The following is a 15,284-nucleotide window of genomic DNA, read 5'->3' on the forward strand; positions in this document are numbered from 1 at the left end:
CTGTCGTAGACCTGTTGGTTGGCGGGTTCCGAAGAAACGATGCCGACAATGCCGCACATTCGCGGTGAGTCTCCAGACCGTAGAGTTGGGGGTGATTTAACCCAAGTCTTTCACGGTTCAGGAACGGAACACGAATGGCCAGCAAGTACGCCGAAGCGGGCGTTGACACGGCGGCCGGAGACCTGGCCGTCGAACTGATGAAGGCGGCGGTGGCCAAGACCCACGGTCCCCAGGTTCTGGGCGGTGTCGGCGGCTTCGCCGGGCTCTTCGACGTCTCGTTCCTCAAGTCGTTCGAGCGTCCCCTGCTCGCGACCTCCACCGACGGCGTCGGCACGAAGGTGGCCATCGCGCAGGCGATCGACAAGCACGACAGCATCGGGATCGACCTCGTCGGCATGGTCGTGGACGACATCGTCGTGGTGGGCGCAACGCCGTTGTTCATGACCGACTACATCGCGTGCGGCAAGGTGGTCCCCACCCGCATCGCCGACATCGTGGCCGGCATCGCGCGGGGCTGCGCCGAGACCGGCACGGCCCTGGTCGGCGGCGAGACGGCCGAGCACCCCGGGCTCCTCGGCCCGGACGACTACGACGTGGCCGGTGCCGCCGTCGGAGCGGTCGAGGCCGACCGGCTGCTCGGCGCCGACCTCGTGGCCGACGGCGACGTCGTCATCGCGCTCGGGTCATCCGGCCTGCACTCCAACGGCTACTCGCTCGTGCGGCACGTGCTCGCCGGTCGCAAGGTGACGTACGCCGAGCACTCCAACGAGCTCGGCGGACTGGTGGGCGAGGTGCTGCTCGAGCCGACCAGGCTGTACACCAAGCCGCTGCTCAAGCTTCTCGCCGACGAGTCCCTCGCCTCGGGCGTGCACGCGCTCAGCCACGTGACGGGTGGCGGGATCGCCGCCAACCTCGCGAGGGTGCTGCCGGTGGGCAGCTGGGTCGAGGTGGACCGCAGCGCGTGGTCGCCGCAGCCCGTGTTCCGCGTTCTCGCGGAGTGGGGCGGCATGACCCTCACCGAGACCGAGGGAACCTGGAACCTGGGGATCGGCATGATCGCGGTCGTGAGGGCGGATGCCGCGGACGCCGTGATCACCCGGCTCGTGACGAGCGGCGTCCCGGCCTGGGTCGTCGGCGGCGTCACCCTGGGCGCGCGCGACCTCACCGGCTTCGAACAGGGAGCCAAGGGCGTGAACGGCGGGGCCGTTCGGCTCGTCGGCGCCTATCCGGCCTAGCACCGCATCACCCGGACCGGTGCGGTCCGGGCCGGTGTGGTCGGGCGATGCCGCCTACGCGGTCTTGTTCTGGTCGGACTGGAACTCGTCTTCCGAGTACTCGTCCGTGTAGCCGCTGGGAGTGGTGAATTCCGGCCACTTCTCGAGGTCTTCTTCGAGTCGAGCGTCGACGGGAGCCCCGGTGACGGGGTGCGTGAGTTCGCGTTCGAGCGCGTTGTAGTTGGTGTCCGGGCTGAAGTATTTCAGCTCGCGGGCTACTTTGGTGTGCTTAGCTTTTTGACGGCCGCGCCCCATGGCTTGACCCCCTCACGATTCCTGCCCGAGCAAGCTCACAATTGCCTGGGATGACCAACAGGGAACTACGAAATCTAAAGGGCAACTTTAGCATGCGGGACACCATCCCTTTGGCTCCGTGAGCACGTGCTGCAACGACGGCTAACGTTAAGGCGTGACATCCTCTCCCAAGCACCCCTCCGTAGTGGTGATTGGCGCGGGCCAGGCCGGACTTTCGGTGTCGTTCTACCTCCAGCGACTCGGCCTCGAAGCGGGCACCGACTTCGTCGTGCTGGACCGCGGGCCGTCCACCGGGGGCGCCTGGCAGCTGCGCTGGGACGCCCTCCGCATCGGCTCCGCGCACCGCATCAACGACCTCCCGGGGATGGATGCCGTCGGCCTGAGCTTCGAGACCGCGGACCGCACGCTGCCCGCGAAGGACGTTGTCGCCGAGTATTACCGGCAGTACGAGGCGCACTACGACCTGCAGGTGCGCCGCCCGGTGGACGTGAAACGGGTGTTCAATCGCGGCACCGAACTCGTGGTCGGGTTCGGGCACGAGGAGCTCACCACCGAGATCGTCGTCAACGCCACGGGCACCTGGGGCTCGCCCTTCGTGCCGTGGTATCCGGGGCTCAACGACTTCCGGGGCCGGCACGTGCACACGACCGACTACCGGTCCGCCGCGCAGTTCGCCGGCCAGAGCGTCGTCGTGGTCGGCGGGGGCACCTCCGCGATCGGCTTCCTGCTGGAACTCGAGAACGTGGCGTCCGAGCTCACCTGGGTCACCAGGCGTCCCATCGAGTACCTCAACGACGGGGAGCTCAACATGGAGGACGGCAAGGCCGCCGTCGCGATGCAGGACGAGGCCGCCCGCGCGGGCCGGGCGCTCCCGAGTATCGTCAGCGGCACCGGCATCCCGCGCACCAGGCGAATCCAGTCGGGCATCGACCGCGGCTTGCTGGTAGCCCGGCCGATGTTCTCCTCCATTGAGGCGGACGGCGTGCGCTGGGAGGACGGCGCGTTTCAGAAGGCGGATGCGATCGTCTGGTCCACCGGCTTCCGCCCGGAGCTCCGCCACCTCTCGCCGCTCAAGCTGCGCGAGAAGGAGGGCGGCGTGTCCGTGGGCAACGGGTCGGCCTGGAAGGATCCGCGCATCTTCTTCGCCGGCTACGGCCCGCAGGCGAGCACGATCGGCGCGAACCGGGCCGGCCGGCAGATCGCGCGCCAGGTGATCGCGACCCTCTCCAACATCGGCTGACCCGCGCGCCGTTCGCCGCCTCCCGCTCCTTACACGCGCTTCTCCGGAGGTTTCGCGTCAATCGACTGGTTTCGGCCCGGAATCGGGCCGTATTGAGGGTTTCGGACAGATTCCTCCGGAAAAACGAGCGCCGCAGCGACCGGGCGACCGATGCGGCGCCGATGATCCCGCATCCGCTCGCTGCGGGGAGGCAGCCCAAGTCGTCAGCACCGAGAACGCAGGAGAATCGGCGCAAATGCGGCTAAATCCCGGGTCGGAACCGGTTTGTCGCGGCGAATTTCCTGCGTTTTGGGAGGCGGCGTGCGACGGCATCGCCCGCAGTAGCGTGCGCTTCTCCGGAGGTTTCGCGCCAATAGTGCCCCGGTCGGGCCGTTTCGGCTGTTCCGGGCGGAAACCTCCGGAGAAACGTGCGTGCACCGCGAGAAACGTGCGTGCACCGCGAGAAACGTGCGTGCGCGAGAATCGTGTGCGCGGGATGCGCGCCAGCGTGAAGCGAGCGTGCGGAGAGGAGGGCGGCGTCAGCCGACGAGCACGCCCGCCCCGGAGGCCGCGGTGACCTCGCCGTCATCGTTGAGCACGATCGAGAAATCGGCATCGCCGAGACGCAGGCCGGTCACCGAGAGCGAGCCGGCGAGCGGACTCGGAGACACCCCGATCGTGGCCGACTGGGCGTCCGGGTTGAGGCCCAGCACGCTGCCGAGCACCGAGACGGCCGCCGCCGCCGACCAGGCCTGAGGGCGGCAGGCCGCCGGATACGGCACCGGCGATGCGAAGGCCGAGGCCGGGTCTCCGGAGTGCAACTCGGGCATGCGGTAGTCGAATCCGGATGCCGCGGCGAGCAGTCCGGAAACGAGAGTTCCCGCCTCGGCCACGAAGCCATCCCGACTGAGGCCATGGATGGCGATGGCCGTGTCATGGGTCCAGACGCTGCCGCCGTGGTAGCTCAGCGGCCAGTAGCCGGCCGAGTCGGTGGACATGGTGCGGAGGCCGAAGCCGGAGTTGAGCTCCGGCGAGACCAGCCGACGGGCCACGAGCGCGGCCTGCCGGTCGTCGAGAAGGCCGGTGCCGAGCAGGTGCCCGAGGTTGCTCGTCACCGTGTTCACCGCCCGCTTCTGCGCGTCCAGGGCGATCGCCGGGTATGCCCCGTCGGCGTCCTGGATCCAGAACGTCTCGTTGAAGCGCGACTTGAGCCTGGCGGCCCAGGCCCGCCACTCGTCGCCGCCGTCCATCCCGAAGTGGTCGAGCAGGTCGGCGCCGTGGGTGGCCGCCTCGAAGGCGTATGCCTGAACCTCGCAGAGCGCGATCGGACCGTCGGCGAGCGTGCCGTCCCGCCACTGCACGGAGTCGCCCGAGTCCTTCCAGCCCTGGTTGGCCAGTCCCTTGCCCGTGGAATCCACGTACTCGAGCAGGCCGTCGCCGTCCGCGTCGCCGAAGTCCCGCATCCATTCGAGGGCGGCCACGAGCTGGGGGATCATGGACCGCACCTCGTCACCCGGCAGACCCCAGCGCCAGGCGTCGTGCAGCAGGCACACCCAGAGCGCCGTGGCGTCGACGGTGCCGTAGTAGAGCGGCGGAAGCGAGATGCCCGCGCCGGGAATCTCCAGGGTGCCGCGTCGCAGTTCGTGCATGATCTTGCCGGGCTGCTCGGCCGTCTCGGCGACCGTCGAGGTGCCCTGGAGCCCGGCGAGCACGCGCAGGGTGTCACCGGCGAGCCTGGTGCCGAGCGGAAGCATGAAGCGAGCGGCCCAGATCGAGTCGCGGCCGAAGAGGGTGAAGAACCACGGCGCGCCGGCCGCGAGGAATTCGGAGGTCGGATCGGCGACCGTGGTGAGGCGCAGGGCGTCGAGGTCGCCGAGCGCGCGGGAGACCCAGCGCGCGAGCCGGTCGTCCCCGCCGGTGAGCACCGGAACCGACCAGCCGGGCGGCGTGGTGAGTCCGCGCACGACGGCATCCGCATCCGACGCCTCGATCGCCCAGCCCAGGCGCGTCGAGCCCTTTGCCGGAATCGTGACCGTCCAGCTCAGCTCGAGAAAGCCGTCGGCGGCGATCGCGAGAGCGGCCCCGGTGGCCCGAAGGGACGCCTCGATCGCGTCTCGACCCCACGAGGCCGTCTCGCCCTCGATGCTCATCGGGGCGAGTGGCTCGGTGAGACCGGCCTTCACGAGATCCATCTCGGCGAGGTCGCTCTGCAGCCGCACGACCACCGTGCTCGACACCTCGTGCTCGAGAGTCGACTCGAAGACGATCGACTCGATCGCGCCCGTCGTCGTGACCGTTCGGCGCTGCACCACGCGCACGCGCGGATCCGGGGTGGAGTCGTCGAGGTGGCGCAACAGCCCGATGAACGCCACACTCTCCGCACCGCCGGGAACCGTGGCGATGTTCTCGGCCTCGTGGCCGTCATAGCGCACCTCGGCTCTCGAGACGATCCGAACATCCGAATGGTAGATGCCGTGGATGGCGCCGGAGCCGATCGCGCCCGACGGCGACGACCAGGCCTGGGTCGGTGCGCGCAGGATCACGATCTCGTCGTGCAAGAGCGGCTGGAGTATGGCGTTCATGTGGTTACGAGCTTCCTTGCAGTTGTGTGGTCAGGTGGCGAGGGTTCCGCACGTCGCCACCGTGGCGGTGACCACCTCGCGCGGGTTCGGGGAGGGTGCGCCCGTCACTCCTTGACCGCGCCGTCGCTCGCGTTCATGATGCGCTTCTGGAAGATGAAGAACATCACGGCCACCGGCACCGTCATGATCGCCGCAGCGGCGAGCTTGATCGGATACTGGGTGCCCTGGCTCAGCTGGCCGGAGGCGAGCGACGCGACGCCCTTCGTGAGGGTGACGAGGTCGGGGGACTGGGTGGACACGATGAAGTGGCTCAACTCATTCCACGAGCCCTGGAACGACAGGATGATGATCGTCACGAGGGCGGGTCTCGCCATCGGCAGCACGACCGACCAGAACACCCGGAAGGTGCCGGCGCCGTCGATGCGCGCCTGCTCCTCCACGCTCACCGGAATCGACTCGAAGAAGTTCTTCATGATGAAGATCCCCGCCGCGTCGGTGAGCAGCGGGATGATCATGCCCGCGTACGAGTCGTAGATGCCGATCTGGTTGATCACGAGGAACTTCGGGATGAGCAGCACGACCCCGGGCACCGACATCACGGCGATGAGGCCCGCGAACATCAGGTTGCGCCCGCGGAAGTTGAGCCTGGCGAGCGCGTAGCCGGCGAGCGAGTTGAAGAACACCCGGCCGAGGGTCACGAACACCGTCACGATCACCGAGTTCTTGAACCAGATCGGAAAGTCCGAGTGCAGGAACAGTCGCTCGTAGGCCGCCGTGGAGAAGGTCGCCGGCACGAGAGAGAGCGGATTGGCCGCGGCCTCCGCCTCCGTCTTGAACGACGTCGCCACCTGGATGAGGAACGGGAAGATGTACACGATCGCGAGCGCCACGAGCAGGGCGTAGAGCAGCGATCGCGCCGCGATCGCACGGCTGCCCGGGCGTTCGGTGCGAGTGAACGAGCGAGGCGGTGCTGCCGTCGTGGCCGGGGCCTTCGTCATGGTGCTCATCGCTGGCCTTCCTTGTCTGGGCCGGGCTGGGTCGGGGTCACGATGGGCGTGCCGGACGGTGGGACCTCGTAGCCCCGCATCCGGCGCTTGGAGACCTTGCGCTCGGCGAGCACCCAGCGCTGCACCAGCGTGAAGAACACGATGATCATGAAGAGGATGAACGCGATCGCCGCGCCCTGTCCCCACTGCTGGTTGTTGAACGCCGACTGGTAGGAGAGGAAGGCCGGCGTGAGAGTGGTCTTGCCCGGCGCGCCCTTGGTGCCGGTGTAGATCTGGTCGAACACCTGCCAGCAGCCGATCAGCCCGAGCGTGAGCACGGTGAAGAGGGTGGGTCGAAGCTGGGGGAGCGTCACCTTCCAGAAGCGCTGCCAGCCGTTCGCGCCATCCATCATGGCCGCCTCGGTTACGCCGCCGCCGAGGTTCTGCAGCCCGGCGATGAAGAGCAGCATGAACGTGCCGCTCGTCGTGAAGACGGCGAGAAGCACGAACGCGGTCATGGCGACGGATGGCCCGCCCAGCCAGTCCCACCAGGAGACGCCGAGGGCGGTGTCGCCGGTGAGGACCGCCGGCCCGGTCTTCACTCCGAAGGCGCCGAAGAGGTTGTGGATGATGCCGTCCGGGTCGTTGAACCAGTTCGGGCCCTTGATGCCGATGAACGAGAGCAGCTTGTTCACCGCGCCGGTGGAGTTGAACAGGAACAACCAGAGAACGGTGATGGCCACCGAGCTGGTGACCGAGGGGAAGTAGAACGCGGTGCGGAAGAACCCGCGGCCCTTGAGGATCTGCCGGTTGACGAGCACCGCTAGGAAGAGTGACAGCGCGGTCTGCAGCGGAACGACGAGCACGACGTACCAGGCGTTGTTCTTGAGCGCGGTGCCGAAGTCCTGCTCGGCGAGTCCGCCGCCGGTCAGGAGCGCAGAGTAGTTGTTGAGGCCCACGAAGTGGACGTCACCGGAGAGCGGGCTTCCTCGCCCGCTCCAGTCCGAAAAGCTCACCCAGAGGGCCATCAGCACCGGCACGACCAGGAACAGCCCGAGAAGGATGAGCATGGGTGCGGTGAACAGGTAGCCCGAGAGGGCCTCCCCGCCCCGGATACCGGAGCGGGAAGACCGTCTCGTGGTTGCAGTCATTGTGACTACTTGACCAGTGCTTCGAGGTTCTTCTGCGCGGCGTCGAGGATCGTCTTGGGATCCCCGGTCGCGAGGCTCTCGACCTTCGAGTTGAAGTCGGTCACGACGTCAGCGGCGCCCTTGGCGGTCGGCACACCCTTCGCGTAGTCCGCTCCGTTGAGGAACGGCACGAGCAGGGGGTTGTCCTTCTTCCACGTGGCGGCGGCGGACTTGATCGACGGCATCGGACCGAACGCCTTCGAGAACGCGAGCTGGTCGCTCGAACTCGTCAGCTTCTCGACGAGCTTGAGCGCGGCGGCCTGGTTGGGGCTGTCGGCGGCGATTCCCCAGCAGTTGGTGAACTGCATGGTTCCCTTGCCGGCGGGGCCGGCCGGGAGCTCGGCAATCGTGTACTTGACGTTCGGGTAGTCGTTGGTCATGGCTCCCGTGATCCAGTTGCCCTCGATGGTCATCGCTGCGAGACCCTTACCGAAGGCCTCACCGCCCCATCCGGCCCCGAGGTCCTTGGCGTACTTGAGGCTGCCATCCGCCATGAGCGTCTTGACGTAGTCGAGCGCCTTGATGTTCGCGTCGCTGTTCGCTGTGGCCTTGGTGCTGTCGGCATTCATGAGGTTGCCGCCGGCCTGGGTCATGAACGCGGCGACGCGGGCGTACTCGCCGCCGATGCCGAGACCGACATGCTCGGGAGTGGTGAGCTTCTTGGCGACCGCCTTGAGGTCATCCCAGGTCTTGGGAATGTCGGCGTCGGTGAGGCCGGCGGCCTTCCACATGTCGGTGTTGATCTCGAGGGCGAGGGTGGAGAAGTCCTTCGGGGCGCAGTAGAACTTGCCGTCGAAGGTGAACGACTTGACGAGGCTCGGGTAGAAGTCGCCCTTGTTCTTCAGCTGGTCACCATAGGCGAGCAGCGACCCGTTCGAGGCGTAGCCCGCGAGGGCGTCGGTCGAGAGGTAGAAGACGTCGGCCGGCTTGCCGGCGGAGAATCCCTGGGCCAGCTGCTGGTTGAGGTCGCTCGCCACGGAGACGGTCGCCTTGGTGCCGGAGGACTTGGTCCAGTCGGCCACCGCGCTGTTGACGGCCTTCGTCTCGGCGTCGCCGCTCGAGCCGATGAGCACGGTGAGGGCCTTCTTGGAGGAGGTGAGTCCGCCGGTGCCCGAAGTGCTCGAGCCACTGCTGAAGCCAGACCCGCACGCGCTCAGCGTGAGGGCACCGGCCGCAGCCAAGGCGCCGGCTACCAGCCAGCGTGTTGTGCGTCGTTGCATGTGTTTCTCCTTGGTTGGGTGTTGCGAGGGGGTCAGAGAAGTCGAAAGAGCTCGGCGGCGACGGACCGCGCGCGGCGAGCAGCGAACGGGGGCAGTGTGCGCGAGAGACCAGCGGTCACAGTGCCCTCCTTTGGGATTGGATCGTTCAAACTTTGCGATGAAGGACCGGGATTTGATCGATCAAACCGCAGTATGACGATATAGCCGCCCGCGAGGGGTGTCAACCCGATCTCGGTTGCGTTTCGGTGACATTCGGTGCGCGGGGCGCGCGATGAGTCGGTGCGTGCACCAGGTCGAAAGGCCCATGCACGGCGCGGACCGCGATAGCGTACCGTTACTGCTTGATCGATCAAGAGCGAGGAGGCGGCCGTGTCCCAACTGCCCACCGTGGTCGATGTCGGCCGCGTCGCCGGGGTGTCCCGGCAGACCGTCTCCAACGTGCTCAATTCGCCCGGACTCGTCAAGCCCGCCACCCGGGAGCGGGTCGAGGCGGCGATCGCGCAGCTCGGCTATCGCCCGCACGCCTCGGCGAGAAGGCTGCGCACCCAGAAGAGCTCCACCCTGGGCATCCGGCTCGACCCGATGCAGAACGGCATCTCCGGCGCGGTGCTCGACAGGTTCTTGCATGCCCTCACCGAGAAGGCCGACCAGCGCGGCCTGCGGGTGATGCTCTTCACCGCACTCGACCCGGAAGACGAGATCCGCCAGTTCAAGAGGCTCCGCGACGGCGCGGACGTCGACGCCTTCGTGCTCACGGCCACCTTCCACGGGGATCCGCGCACCGAGTGGCTGATCGAGAACAACGTGCCGTTCGTCACCTTCGGCAGGCCGTGGGGCATCGACGACATGAACGACCCGCGGCACCTCTGGGTGGATGTGGACGGCTGGAGTGGCCTGCACGAGGCCACCACCCACCTCCTCCGCGAGGGCAAGCTGCACATCGCGTACCTCGGCTGGCCCCGGCCCTCCGGCACCGGTGACGATCGACGCCGGGGCTGGCGGGATGCCATGGACGCCGACGGTCGGCTCGGCGCCGCAGAACTCGACGCCCTCGACCTCAGCACGGTGGACGGCGTCGCGCAGGGCCGGGAGACGCTCCAGGCGCTTCTCGACTCCGGCACGCCGGTGGATGCCGTGGTCTGCGCGAGCGACTCGCTCGCCCTCGGCGCGCTGCTCGCGGTGGGGGCGGGCATCCCGGTGATCGGCTACGACAACACCCCGGTCGCGGAGGCGGTCGGCCTCTCCAGCGTGGAGCAGCCGCTCGACGAGGTGGCCGCGGGGGCGCTCGAGCTGCTGCTCGGGCCGAACGGGGGCGAGATAGTCGGCTGGTCGTCGTCGTCCACCGACCCACGGCATCGGCTCGTCACGCCGCACCTGGTGATGCGAGAGCGCTCGGCCATCACGGGCGTGCGCTAGGGCGGTCCGAGGCTACTTGCGCACCGGGTTCTTCGCCGGGGTCGGCCTCTTGGCCAGCGGGGCCGCGGGCGGGAGCGGCTTGCGCATCACCGGACGACGGGGCTCGCCCCGGCGGTCCTGGCCCGGAAGCGGGCGGTACGGTCGCCCGTAGAGCGCCTTCGACGAGTCGAGCAGCCACGGCACCAGGGCGATCGTCACGCCATGACAGAGCATGAGCTTCTGACGGATGCGGCGGGCCTTGTGGTTGTGCAGCAGGTTCTCCCACCAGTGGCCCACGATGTACTGGGGCGTGTACACCGTGACGACCTCGGAGCCGTACTCGGCCCGGCGGGCCTTGATGTACTTGATCAGGGGCATGCTGATGTCGCGGTACGGCGACGAGACGATGCGCAGCGGCACCTTGATGTTCATCTCGTCCCACTGCTTGGAGAGCAGTTCAGAGGCGGCATCGTCGATGCTCACGTGGATCGCCTCGATGCTCTCGTGCCGCGCGGCGATCGCGTAGTCGAGCGCCTTCAGGGTGGGCTTCTGCATCTTGCCGACGAGCACGATTGCGTGGTCGCCCGTCGCGCCGAATGTCGTGGTCGGGTCGACCTCGATGTCTCGCGCCACCTTGGCGTAGTACCGGTTGATGCGCAGCATCAGGTAGAACAGCACCGGCATGATCGCGAAGACGAGCCAGGCTCCGTGGGTGAACTTGGTGATGGTCACCACGATGAGCACGATGCCGGTGAAGAGCGCGCCGGTGGCATTGATGGCCCGGCTGCGGTAGACCTGGCCGCGGTTGGCGCAACCCTCGCGCAGCATCCGGGTCCAGTGCACGACCATGCCGGTCTGGCCGAGGGTGAAGGAGACGAAGACGCCGATGATGTACAGCTGGATCAGCTGGGTGAGGTTGGCGCGGTAGATCAGCAGCAGCACGATGGCGGCGCCGCTCAACACGAGCACTCCGTTGGAGTAGACGAGCCGGTCGCCTCGGGTCTGCAGGGACTTGGGGGCGTACGAGTCGCGGGCGAGCACCGAGCCGAGCAGGGGAAAGCCGTTGAACGCCGTGTTGGCGGCGAGCAGCAGCACCAGGGCCGTGGTGCCCTGCACCACGTAGAACATGAAGTAGCCGGCGCCCGGGAACACCGCCGCGGCGATCTGCGAGATCACGCTCGCCTGAGGGGCGGTCGTGCAGTCCTTGAATCCCTGCAGGTCGCAGGCGGTCTCGGCGTAGTGCACCTGGCTGATCAGGGCGAGCGCCATGATGCCGATGAACAGCACGATGGCGATGGAGCCCATGAGCACGAGCGTGCGCTGCGCGTTCTTGATCTTGGGGCGGCGGAACGCCTGCACGCCGTTGGCCACGGCCTCGACGCCGGTGAGGGCGCTACAGCCGCTGGCGAAGGCTCGAAGCAGCAGCAGGATGAAGGCGATCTGGGTGAGGCTCTCCGGCGACTTCACGGTGAACGCGGAGGAGGCGGCGATGGGGGTGTCACCGAGGGCCACGCGCACCAGCCCGGTCACGATCATGACGCCGACGCTGGCGATGAAGAGATAGGTGGGAAGCGCGAAGGCCTTGCTCGACTCCGCGACGCCGCGCAGATTGATGGCGGCGAGCAGGATGACGAAGCCGACGGCGATCTCCACCCGCCAGGTGTTGAGCACGGGGAATGCCGAGATGATGTTGTCCACACCGGATGCCACGGAGACGGTCACGGTGAGGATGTAGTCGACGAGGAGTGCCGAGGCCACCACGAGGCCGGCCTTCTCCCCGAGGTTGCGGTGCGCCACCTCGTAGTCTCCACCGCCAGACGGGTACGCCTTGATCAGCTGGCGGTAGGACGCGACGACCACGATGAGGAGCAACACCACGGCGGCAGCCACCCAGGGGGCGAAGCTCAGAAAGGCGAGCCCGCCGAGGGTGAGGATGAGGAGGAGCTCCTGAGGCGCATAGGCCACGGAGGAAAGGGCATCGCTGGCAAAAATAGGCAGCGCCAAATGCTTCGGGAGGAGCTGGCCTTCGAGTTTCTCAGACGCCAGCGGTTCGCCGATCAGCCACCTTTTCGGCGACCGAACTTCGCTAGTCACGAGGAGCGACACTACACCCCTTCCCTGCGCTGTCAATAATTCGTTAGTCCCGGCGGCCCGATCCCCGGGATCACGGGCCACGGCGGCCGCGGGGCCGTAAGGATTCCGTGAGGATCCTCACGGCCCGCCCTGCGTGTTCAGCCCACCAGGAGGTCGGCCCGCACGCTGTCGAGCCGCTCTTTGAGCCGCGCGACCGTCTCCGCGGGGATCTCGCCGTCGGCCGCGAGACGCCGGAGGTCCACCCGCACCTGGTGGCGAAACTCGTTGAGCACCATCTCGGCCTCATGCAGTTGCGTGCTGGTGGTGGCGCGCTGGGTGTCAACGCGCACGGTGCGGCCGAAGTCCCTGGCGTCATCTCTGGCCTCGCGGGCCGCGGCGGCGAGATCGGCCCGAAGGGTCTTCATCGCGCCGTTCACGGAGGCGCGCACCTCGTCGGCGAGACGGCGCACCGAGTCGGTCACGTCACTCTCGATTCCGTCGAGTTCTCCCTGCCGTGCCTCGAGTTCGGCGCGGCCGGCATCCGTGATCTCGTAGACGGTCTTGCGACCGTCGCTCGACTTGGTGACGAGTCCCTCGTCCTCGAGCTTTGCCAGCCGCGGGTAGATGGTGCCGGCACTCGGCACGTAGGTGCCACCGAACCGGTCGCCGAGGGCCTGGATGAGTTCGTAGCCGTGCATGGGCTGCGTCGCGAGGATGCTGAGAAGGTAGAGCCTGAGGTGCCCGTGAGCGAAGACCGGGGGAGTCATGCCGTCACCGCGTGCAGCACCGAGACGTCTCCGCTCACCGTGTTGGCCTTGAAGTCGAGCCAGTTCTTCTCGAGCACGCCGTACTTGCCGGTGTAGCTTCCCCGCACCCCGGTGATGGACGCGTCGTCGAGCTGCAGCTTGCCGCTGACGGTGTTGATCCGGTACTGCGCCGCAACGCCGGCCTCCAGCCTGGTCGTCACGTCGCCGCTGACCGTGTTGATGCGCACCTCATCCGGGCTCCCGGCGATGTCGAGGAACACGTTGCCCGACACGCCCTCGCAGGTGAAGCGCGCGATCTCACCCGTCGCCGTGACATCGCCGCTCACGGTGTGCGCGGCGATCTTGCCGGTGTGGTTGCGAACCGCCAGCTCGCCGCTCACGGCATTGAGCTCGAGATCGCCGCGGTGGTTGTCCACCACGACCTCCCCGGAGATCGTGCTGATTCGTGCGTCGGCGGTCAGCCCGCTGATGAGCGCGCTCGCCGACACGACGCCGAACTTGAGCACGGCATCCCGGGGGACCATGATGCTCACGTCCGCGCTCGCGGAGCCCCTGAACGACTTGAACACGTCGATGAAGTTGTCCCAGCTGAGCTGCGGGTGGTCGATCTCGAGGGTGTCCCCGTCGATCGACACCTTGAGCGCCTTGCCGTGCACCGAGTGCACCTCCACCCGGGCGCCCGGCTCGTCGTGGCCGACGATGTTCACCTGGCCGGCGATGAGGGCGACCTTGAGGTTGCGGACCAGTTCGATGTCGATGACCTTCTCGCCGTCGACGAGCCATTTTTCCAGAGCCATTGTCGTGCCTTTCGTGGGCGGATGCCGGGCATCCGAATCGAGATATATCGCGTGTGCGTAAAGTCAAGATATATCGCGTCTTGGCGGAGCGCAAGCCCCTCGTTGGGCGGGGCTCGGGACGGGCCCCGCTGCCGCCCGCCCCACCTCGCCGCCCGCCTCGCGGCCCCGCCTCGGGCTTGCCGTCGCCGCGCCGTCGCCCCTCGGGCTTGCCGTCGCCGCGCCGTCGCGCCGCCGTCGCCCACCTCGCGGCGGCGGGGAAACCGCATGGCGGAGGGAGTCCCGTCTCCCTCCGCGACGACGTTTCCCCGCCGCCGCGGCGCTCAACTCCCTCCGCGGGGCGCAACTCCCTCCGCGAGGGCCGCGCAACTCCTTCGGCGGGGAGCAACCCCGCCGCGAGGGCCGCGCAACTCCTTCGGCGGGGAGCAACCCCGCCGCCGGGCCGCGCAACTCCTTCCGCGCTGGCCGCCGCATGGTGCGAATCGCACCCCGACCTGGGCCGGCACGCTCCCGGTCCTCGCCGCCCGCCTCGCGGCGGGGAAACCGCATGGCGGAGGGAGTCCCGTCTCCCTCCGCGAGTACATATCCCCGCCGGCGAGCCGCTCAACTCCCGCCGGGCCGCGCAACTCCCGCGCCGGGCCGCGCAACCGCTCCGCGACGCGCAACTCCCGCGAAGCCGACGGGTGCAGCACTACCGGCGGCGCCATCTCGCCCTTGACATTGACGCCGCGTCAACCTCTAGCGTGGAACTCGAGAGAACGGAGGCGGCGTGGAGAGATCCATCCAGGACGTCGCGCGATTGTCGGGAACGACATCCCGCGCCCTGCGGCACTACGGCGATGTCGGTCTGCTGGCGCCGAGTCGCATCGGCCCTAACGGCTACCGCTATTACGACGACGACGCTCTCGTGCGGCTGCAGCGCATCCTGCTGCTGCGCGAGCTCGGCCTCGGGCTGCCGGCGATCGCCGACCTGCTCGCGGGCGATCGGGAGCAGGCGGACGCGCTTGAGGGCCATTTGCGCTGGCTCCGGCTGGAGAAGAACAGGCTCGTCCGGCAGATCGGCTCGGTGGAGGCCACGATTCGACGAATGAAGGGAGGTGAAGAACTCATGGCGGAAGAGATGTTCGACGGCTTCGACCACACGCAGTACAAGGATGAGGTCGAGGAGCGCTGGGGCACCGAGGCGTACGCGAGCGGTGACCGCTGGTGGCGCTCGCTCACGGCGGCCGAGAAGGCGAAGTTCCGCGAGGACCAGAAGACCGTGCAGTCGGATTACGCGGCAGCCCGCGCGGCCGGCGCCAGCGTCGAGAGCGACGAGGTGCTGGCTATCGCGCAACGCCACTACGACTGGCTGGTTGTGGGCTGGCAGGGCAGGCGCCCGACGGCCGAGCAGTTCGTGGGGATGGGCGACATGTACATCGCCGACGAGCGATTCGGCGCGAACTACGGTGGCGTCGAGGGCACGACCTTCGTGCGGGATGCGATGGCGGCATTCGCCGAGCGCAACCTGTAACGAGCGCCGAGGCCGG

At 68.0% G+C, this 15,284-nt stretch carries 12 protein-coding genes; 4 read left to right on the forward strand and 8 right to left on the reverse strand.

Going from position 1 to position 15,284, the window contains the following annotated elements; translation table 11 throughout:
* The first annotated feature begins 134 nt into the window (after window positions 1-134).
* A complete protein-coding gene (purM, locus tag ACHZD8_RS14505) occupies window positions 135-1,235 on the forward strand; it encodes a phosphoribosylformylglycinamidine cyclo-ligase (protein ID WP_394771139.1) in 1,101 nt (366 codons plus the stop codon).
* Window positions 1,236-1,289: 54 nt separating this feature from the next.
* Here the strand turns inward: purM and ACHZD8_RS14510 are convergent, their stop codons facing one another.
* Entirely contained in the window at window positions 1,290-1,529 is a 240-nt protein-coding gene (locus ACHZD8_RS14510; protein WP_394771140.1) for a DUF3073 domain-containing protein, read from the reverse strand.
* A 154-nt stretch (window positions 1,530-1,683) separates the two neighbouring features.
* Between ACHZD8_RS14510 and ACHZD8_RS14515 the strand changes: the two genes are divergently transcribed.
* Window positions 1,684-2,769 carry an NAD(P)-binding domain-containing protein gene (locus ACHZD8_RS14515; RefSeq protein WP_394771141.1) on the forward strand — a complete coding sequence of 362 codons (1,086 nt, stop codon included), beginning with the start codon at window positions 1,684-1,686 and terminating at the stop codon, window positions 2,767-2,769.
* Between the two features lie 518 nt (window positions 2,770-3,287).
* Here ACHZD8_RS14515 and ACHZD8_RS14520 read toward each other — a convergent pair.
* The 4 genes from ACHZD8_RS14520 to ACHZD8_RS14535 all read right to left on the reverse strand — a co-directional run bounded on the left by ACHZD8_RS14520 (window position 3,288) and on the right by ACHZD8_RS14535 (window position 8,726).
* Entirely contained in the window at window positions 3,288-5,330 is a 2,043-nt protein-coding gene (locus ACHZD8_RS14520; RefSeq protein ID WP_394771142.1) for a glycogen debranching N-terminal domain-containing protein, read from the reverse strand.
* Window positions 5,331-5,434: 104 nt separating this feature from the next.
* Complete coding sequence (locus ACHZD8_RS14525) at window positions 5,435-6,337, reverse strand: carbohydrate ABC transporter permease (protein WP_394771143.1); 903 nt, start codon at window positions 6,335-6,337, stop codon at window positions 5,435-5,437.
* Window positions 6,334-7,467: a carbohydrate ABC transporter permease gene (locus ACHZD8_RS14530; RefSeq protein WP_394771144.1), complete on the reverse strand. Its 1,134-nt coding sequence runs from the start codon at window positions 7,465-7,467 to the stop codon at window positions 6,334-6,336. Before ACHZD8_RS14530 ends, ACHZD8_RS14525 begins: the two co-directional genes overlap by 4 nt.
* Window positions 7,468-7,472: 5 nt before the next feature.
* The gene (locus ACHZD8_RS14535) at window positions 7,473-8,726 is read right to left on the reverse strand and encodes an extracellular solute-binding protein (RefSeq protein WP_394771145.1); all 1,254 of its coding nucleotides are present in this window, start codon (window positions 8,724-8,726) and stop codon (window positions 7,473-7,475) included.
* 369 nt (window positions 8,727-9,095) lie between these two features.
* Here ACHZD8_RS14535 and ACHZD8_RS14540 point away from each other — a divergent pair, with 369 nt between their 5' ends.
* Complete coding sequence (locus tag ACHZD8_RS14540) at window positions 9,096-10,142, forward strand: LacI family DNA-binding transcriptional regulator (protein WP_394771146.1); 1,047 nt, start codon at window positions 9,096-9,098, stop codon at window positions 10,140-10,142.
* A gap of 12 nt (window positions 10,143-10,154) precedes the next feature.
* Here the strand turns inward: ACHZD8_RS14540 and ACHZD8_RS14545 are convergent, their stop codons facing one another.
* From ACHZD8_RS14545 to ACHZD8_RS14555, 3 genes are all read right to left on the reverse strand, one after another.
* Window positions 10,155-12,227, reverse strand: a complete 2,073-nt coding sequence (locus ACHZD8_RS14545) for an APC family permease (RefSeq protein ID WP_394771147.1) — start codon at window positions 12,225-12,227, stop codon at window positions 10,155-10,157.
* 125 nt (window positions 12,228-12,352) lie between these two features.
* The gene (locus ACHZD8_RS14550; protein WP_394771148.1) at window positions 12,353-12,961 is read right to left on the reverse strand and encodes a PadR family transcriptional regulator; all 609 of its coding nucleotides are present in this window, start codon (window positions 12,959-12,961) and stop codon (window positions 12,353-12,355) included.
* The gene (locus tag ACHZD8_RS14555; RefSeq protein ID WP_394771149.1) at window positions 12,958-13,758 is read right to left on the reverse strand and encodes a DUF4097 family beta strand repeat-containing protein; all 801 of its coding nucleotides are present in this window, start codon (window positions 13,756-13,758) and stop codon (window positions 12,958-12,960) included. Before ACHZD8_RS14555 ends, ACHZD8_RS14550 begins: the two co-directional genes overlap by 4 nt.
* 766 nt (window positions 13,759-14,524) lie before the next feature.
* On the opposite strand from ACHZD8_RS14555, the gene ACHZD8_RS14560 reads away from it, so the two are divergent.
* Window positions 14,525-15,268 carry a MerR family transcriptional regulator gene (locus tag ACHZD8_RS14560; protein WP_394771150.1) on the forward strand — a complete coding sequence of 248 codons (744 nt, stop codon included), beginning with the start codon at window positions 14,525-14,527 and terminating at the stop codon, window positions 15,266-15,268.
* The last annotated feature ends 16 nt before the right edge of the window (window positions 15,269-15,284 follow it).

The organism is Lacisediminihabitans sp., from assembly GCF_043726815.1.
GTDB lineage: Bacteria > Actinomycetota > Actinomycetes > Actinomycetales > Microbacteriaceae > Lacisediminihabitans.

Bases quoted from the DNA above. Each gene is read 5' to 3' on its own strand.
- ACHZD8_RS14525 (WP_394771143.1), bottom strand. From the start codon at position 6,337: ATGAGCACCATGACGAAGGCCCCGGCCACGACGGCAGCACCGCCTCGC.
- ACHZD8_RS14535 (WP_394771145.1), bottom strand. From the start codon at position 8,726: ATGCAACGACGCACAACACGCTGGCTGGTAGCCGGCGCCTTGGCTGCG.
- ACHZD8_RS14530 (WP_394771144.1), bottom strand. From the start codon at position 7,467: ATGACTGCAACCACGAGACGGTCTTCCCGCTCCGGTATCCGGGGCGGG.
- ACHZD8_RS14550 (WP_394771148.1), bottom strand. From the start codon at position 12,961: ATGACTCCCCCGGTCTTCGCTCACGGGCACCTCAGGCTCTACCTTCTC.
- ACHZD8_RS14510 (WP_394771140.1), bottom strand. From the start codon at position 1,529: ATGGGGCGCGGCCGTCAAAAAGCTAAGCACACCAAAGTAGCCCGCGAG.
- purM (WP_394771139.1), top strand. From the start codon at position 135: ATGGCCAGCAAGTACGCCGAAGCGGGCGTTGACACGGCGGCCGGAGAC.
- ACHZD8_RS14555 (WP_394771149.1), bottom strand. From the start codon at position 13,758: ATGGCTCTGGAAAAATGGCTCGTCGACGGCGAGAAGGTCATCGACATC.
- ACHZD8_RS14520 (WP_394771142.1), bottom strand. From the start codon at position 5,330: ATGAACGCCATACTCCAGCCGCTCTTGCACGACGAGATCGTGATCCTG.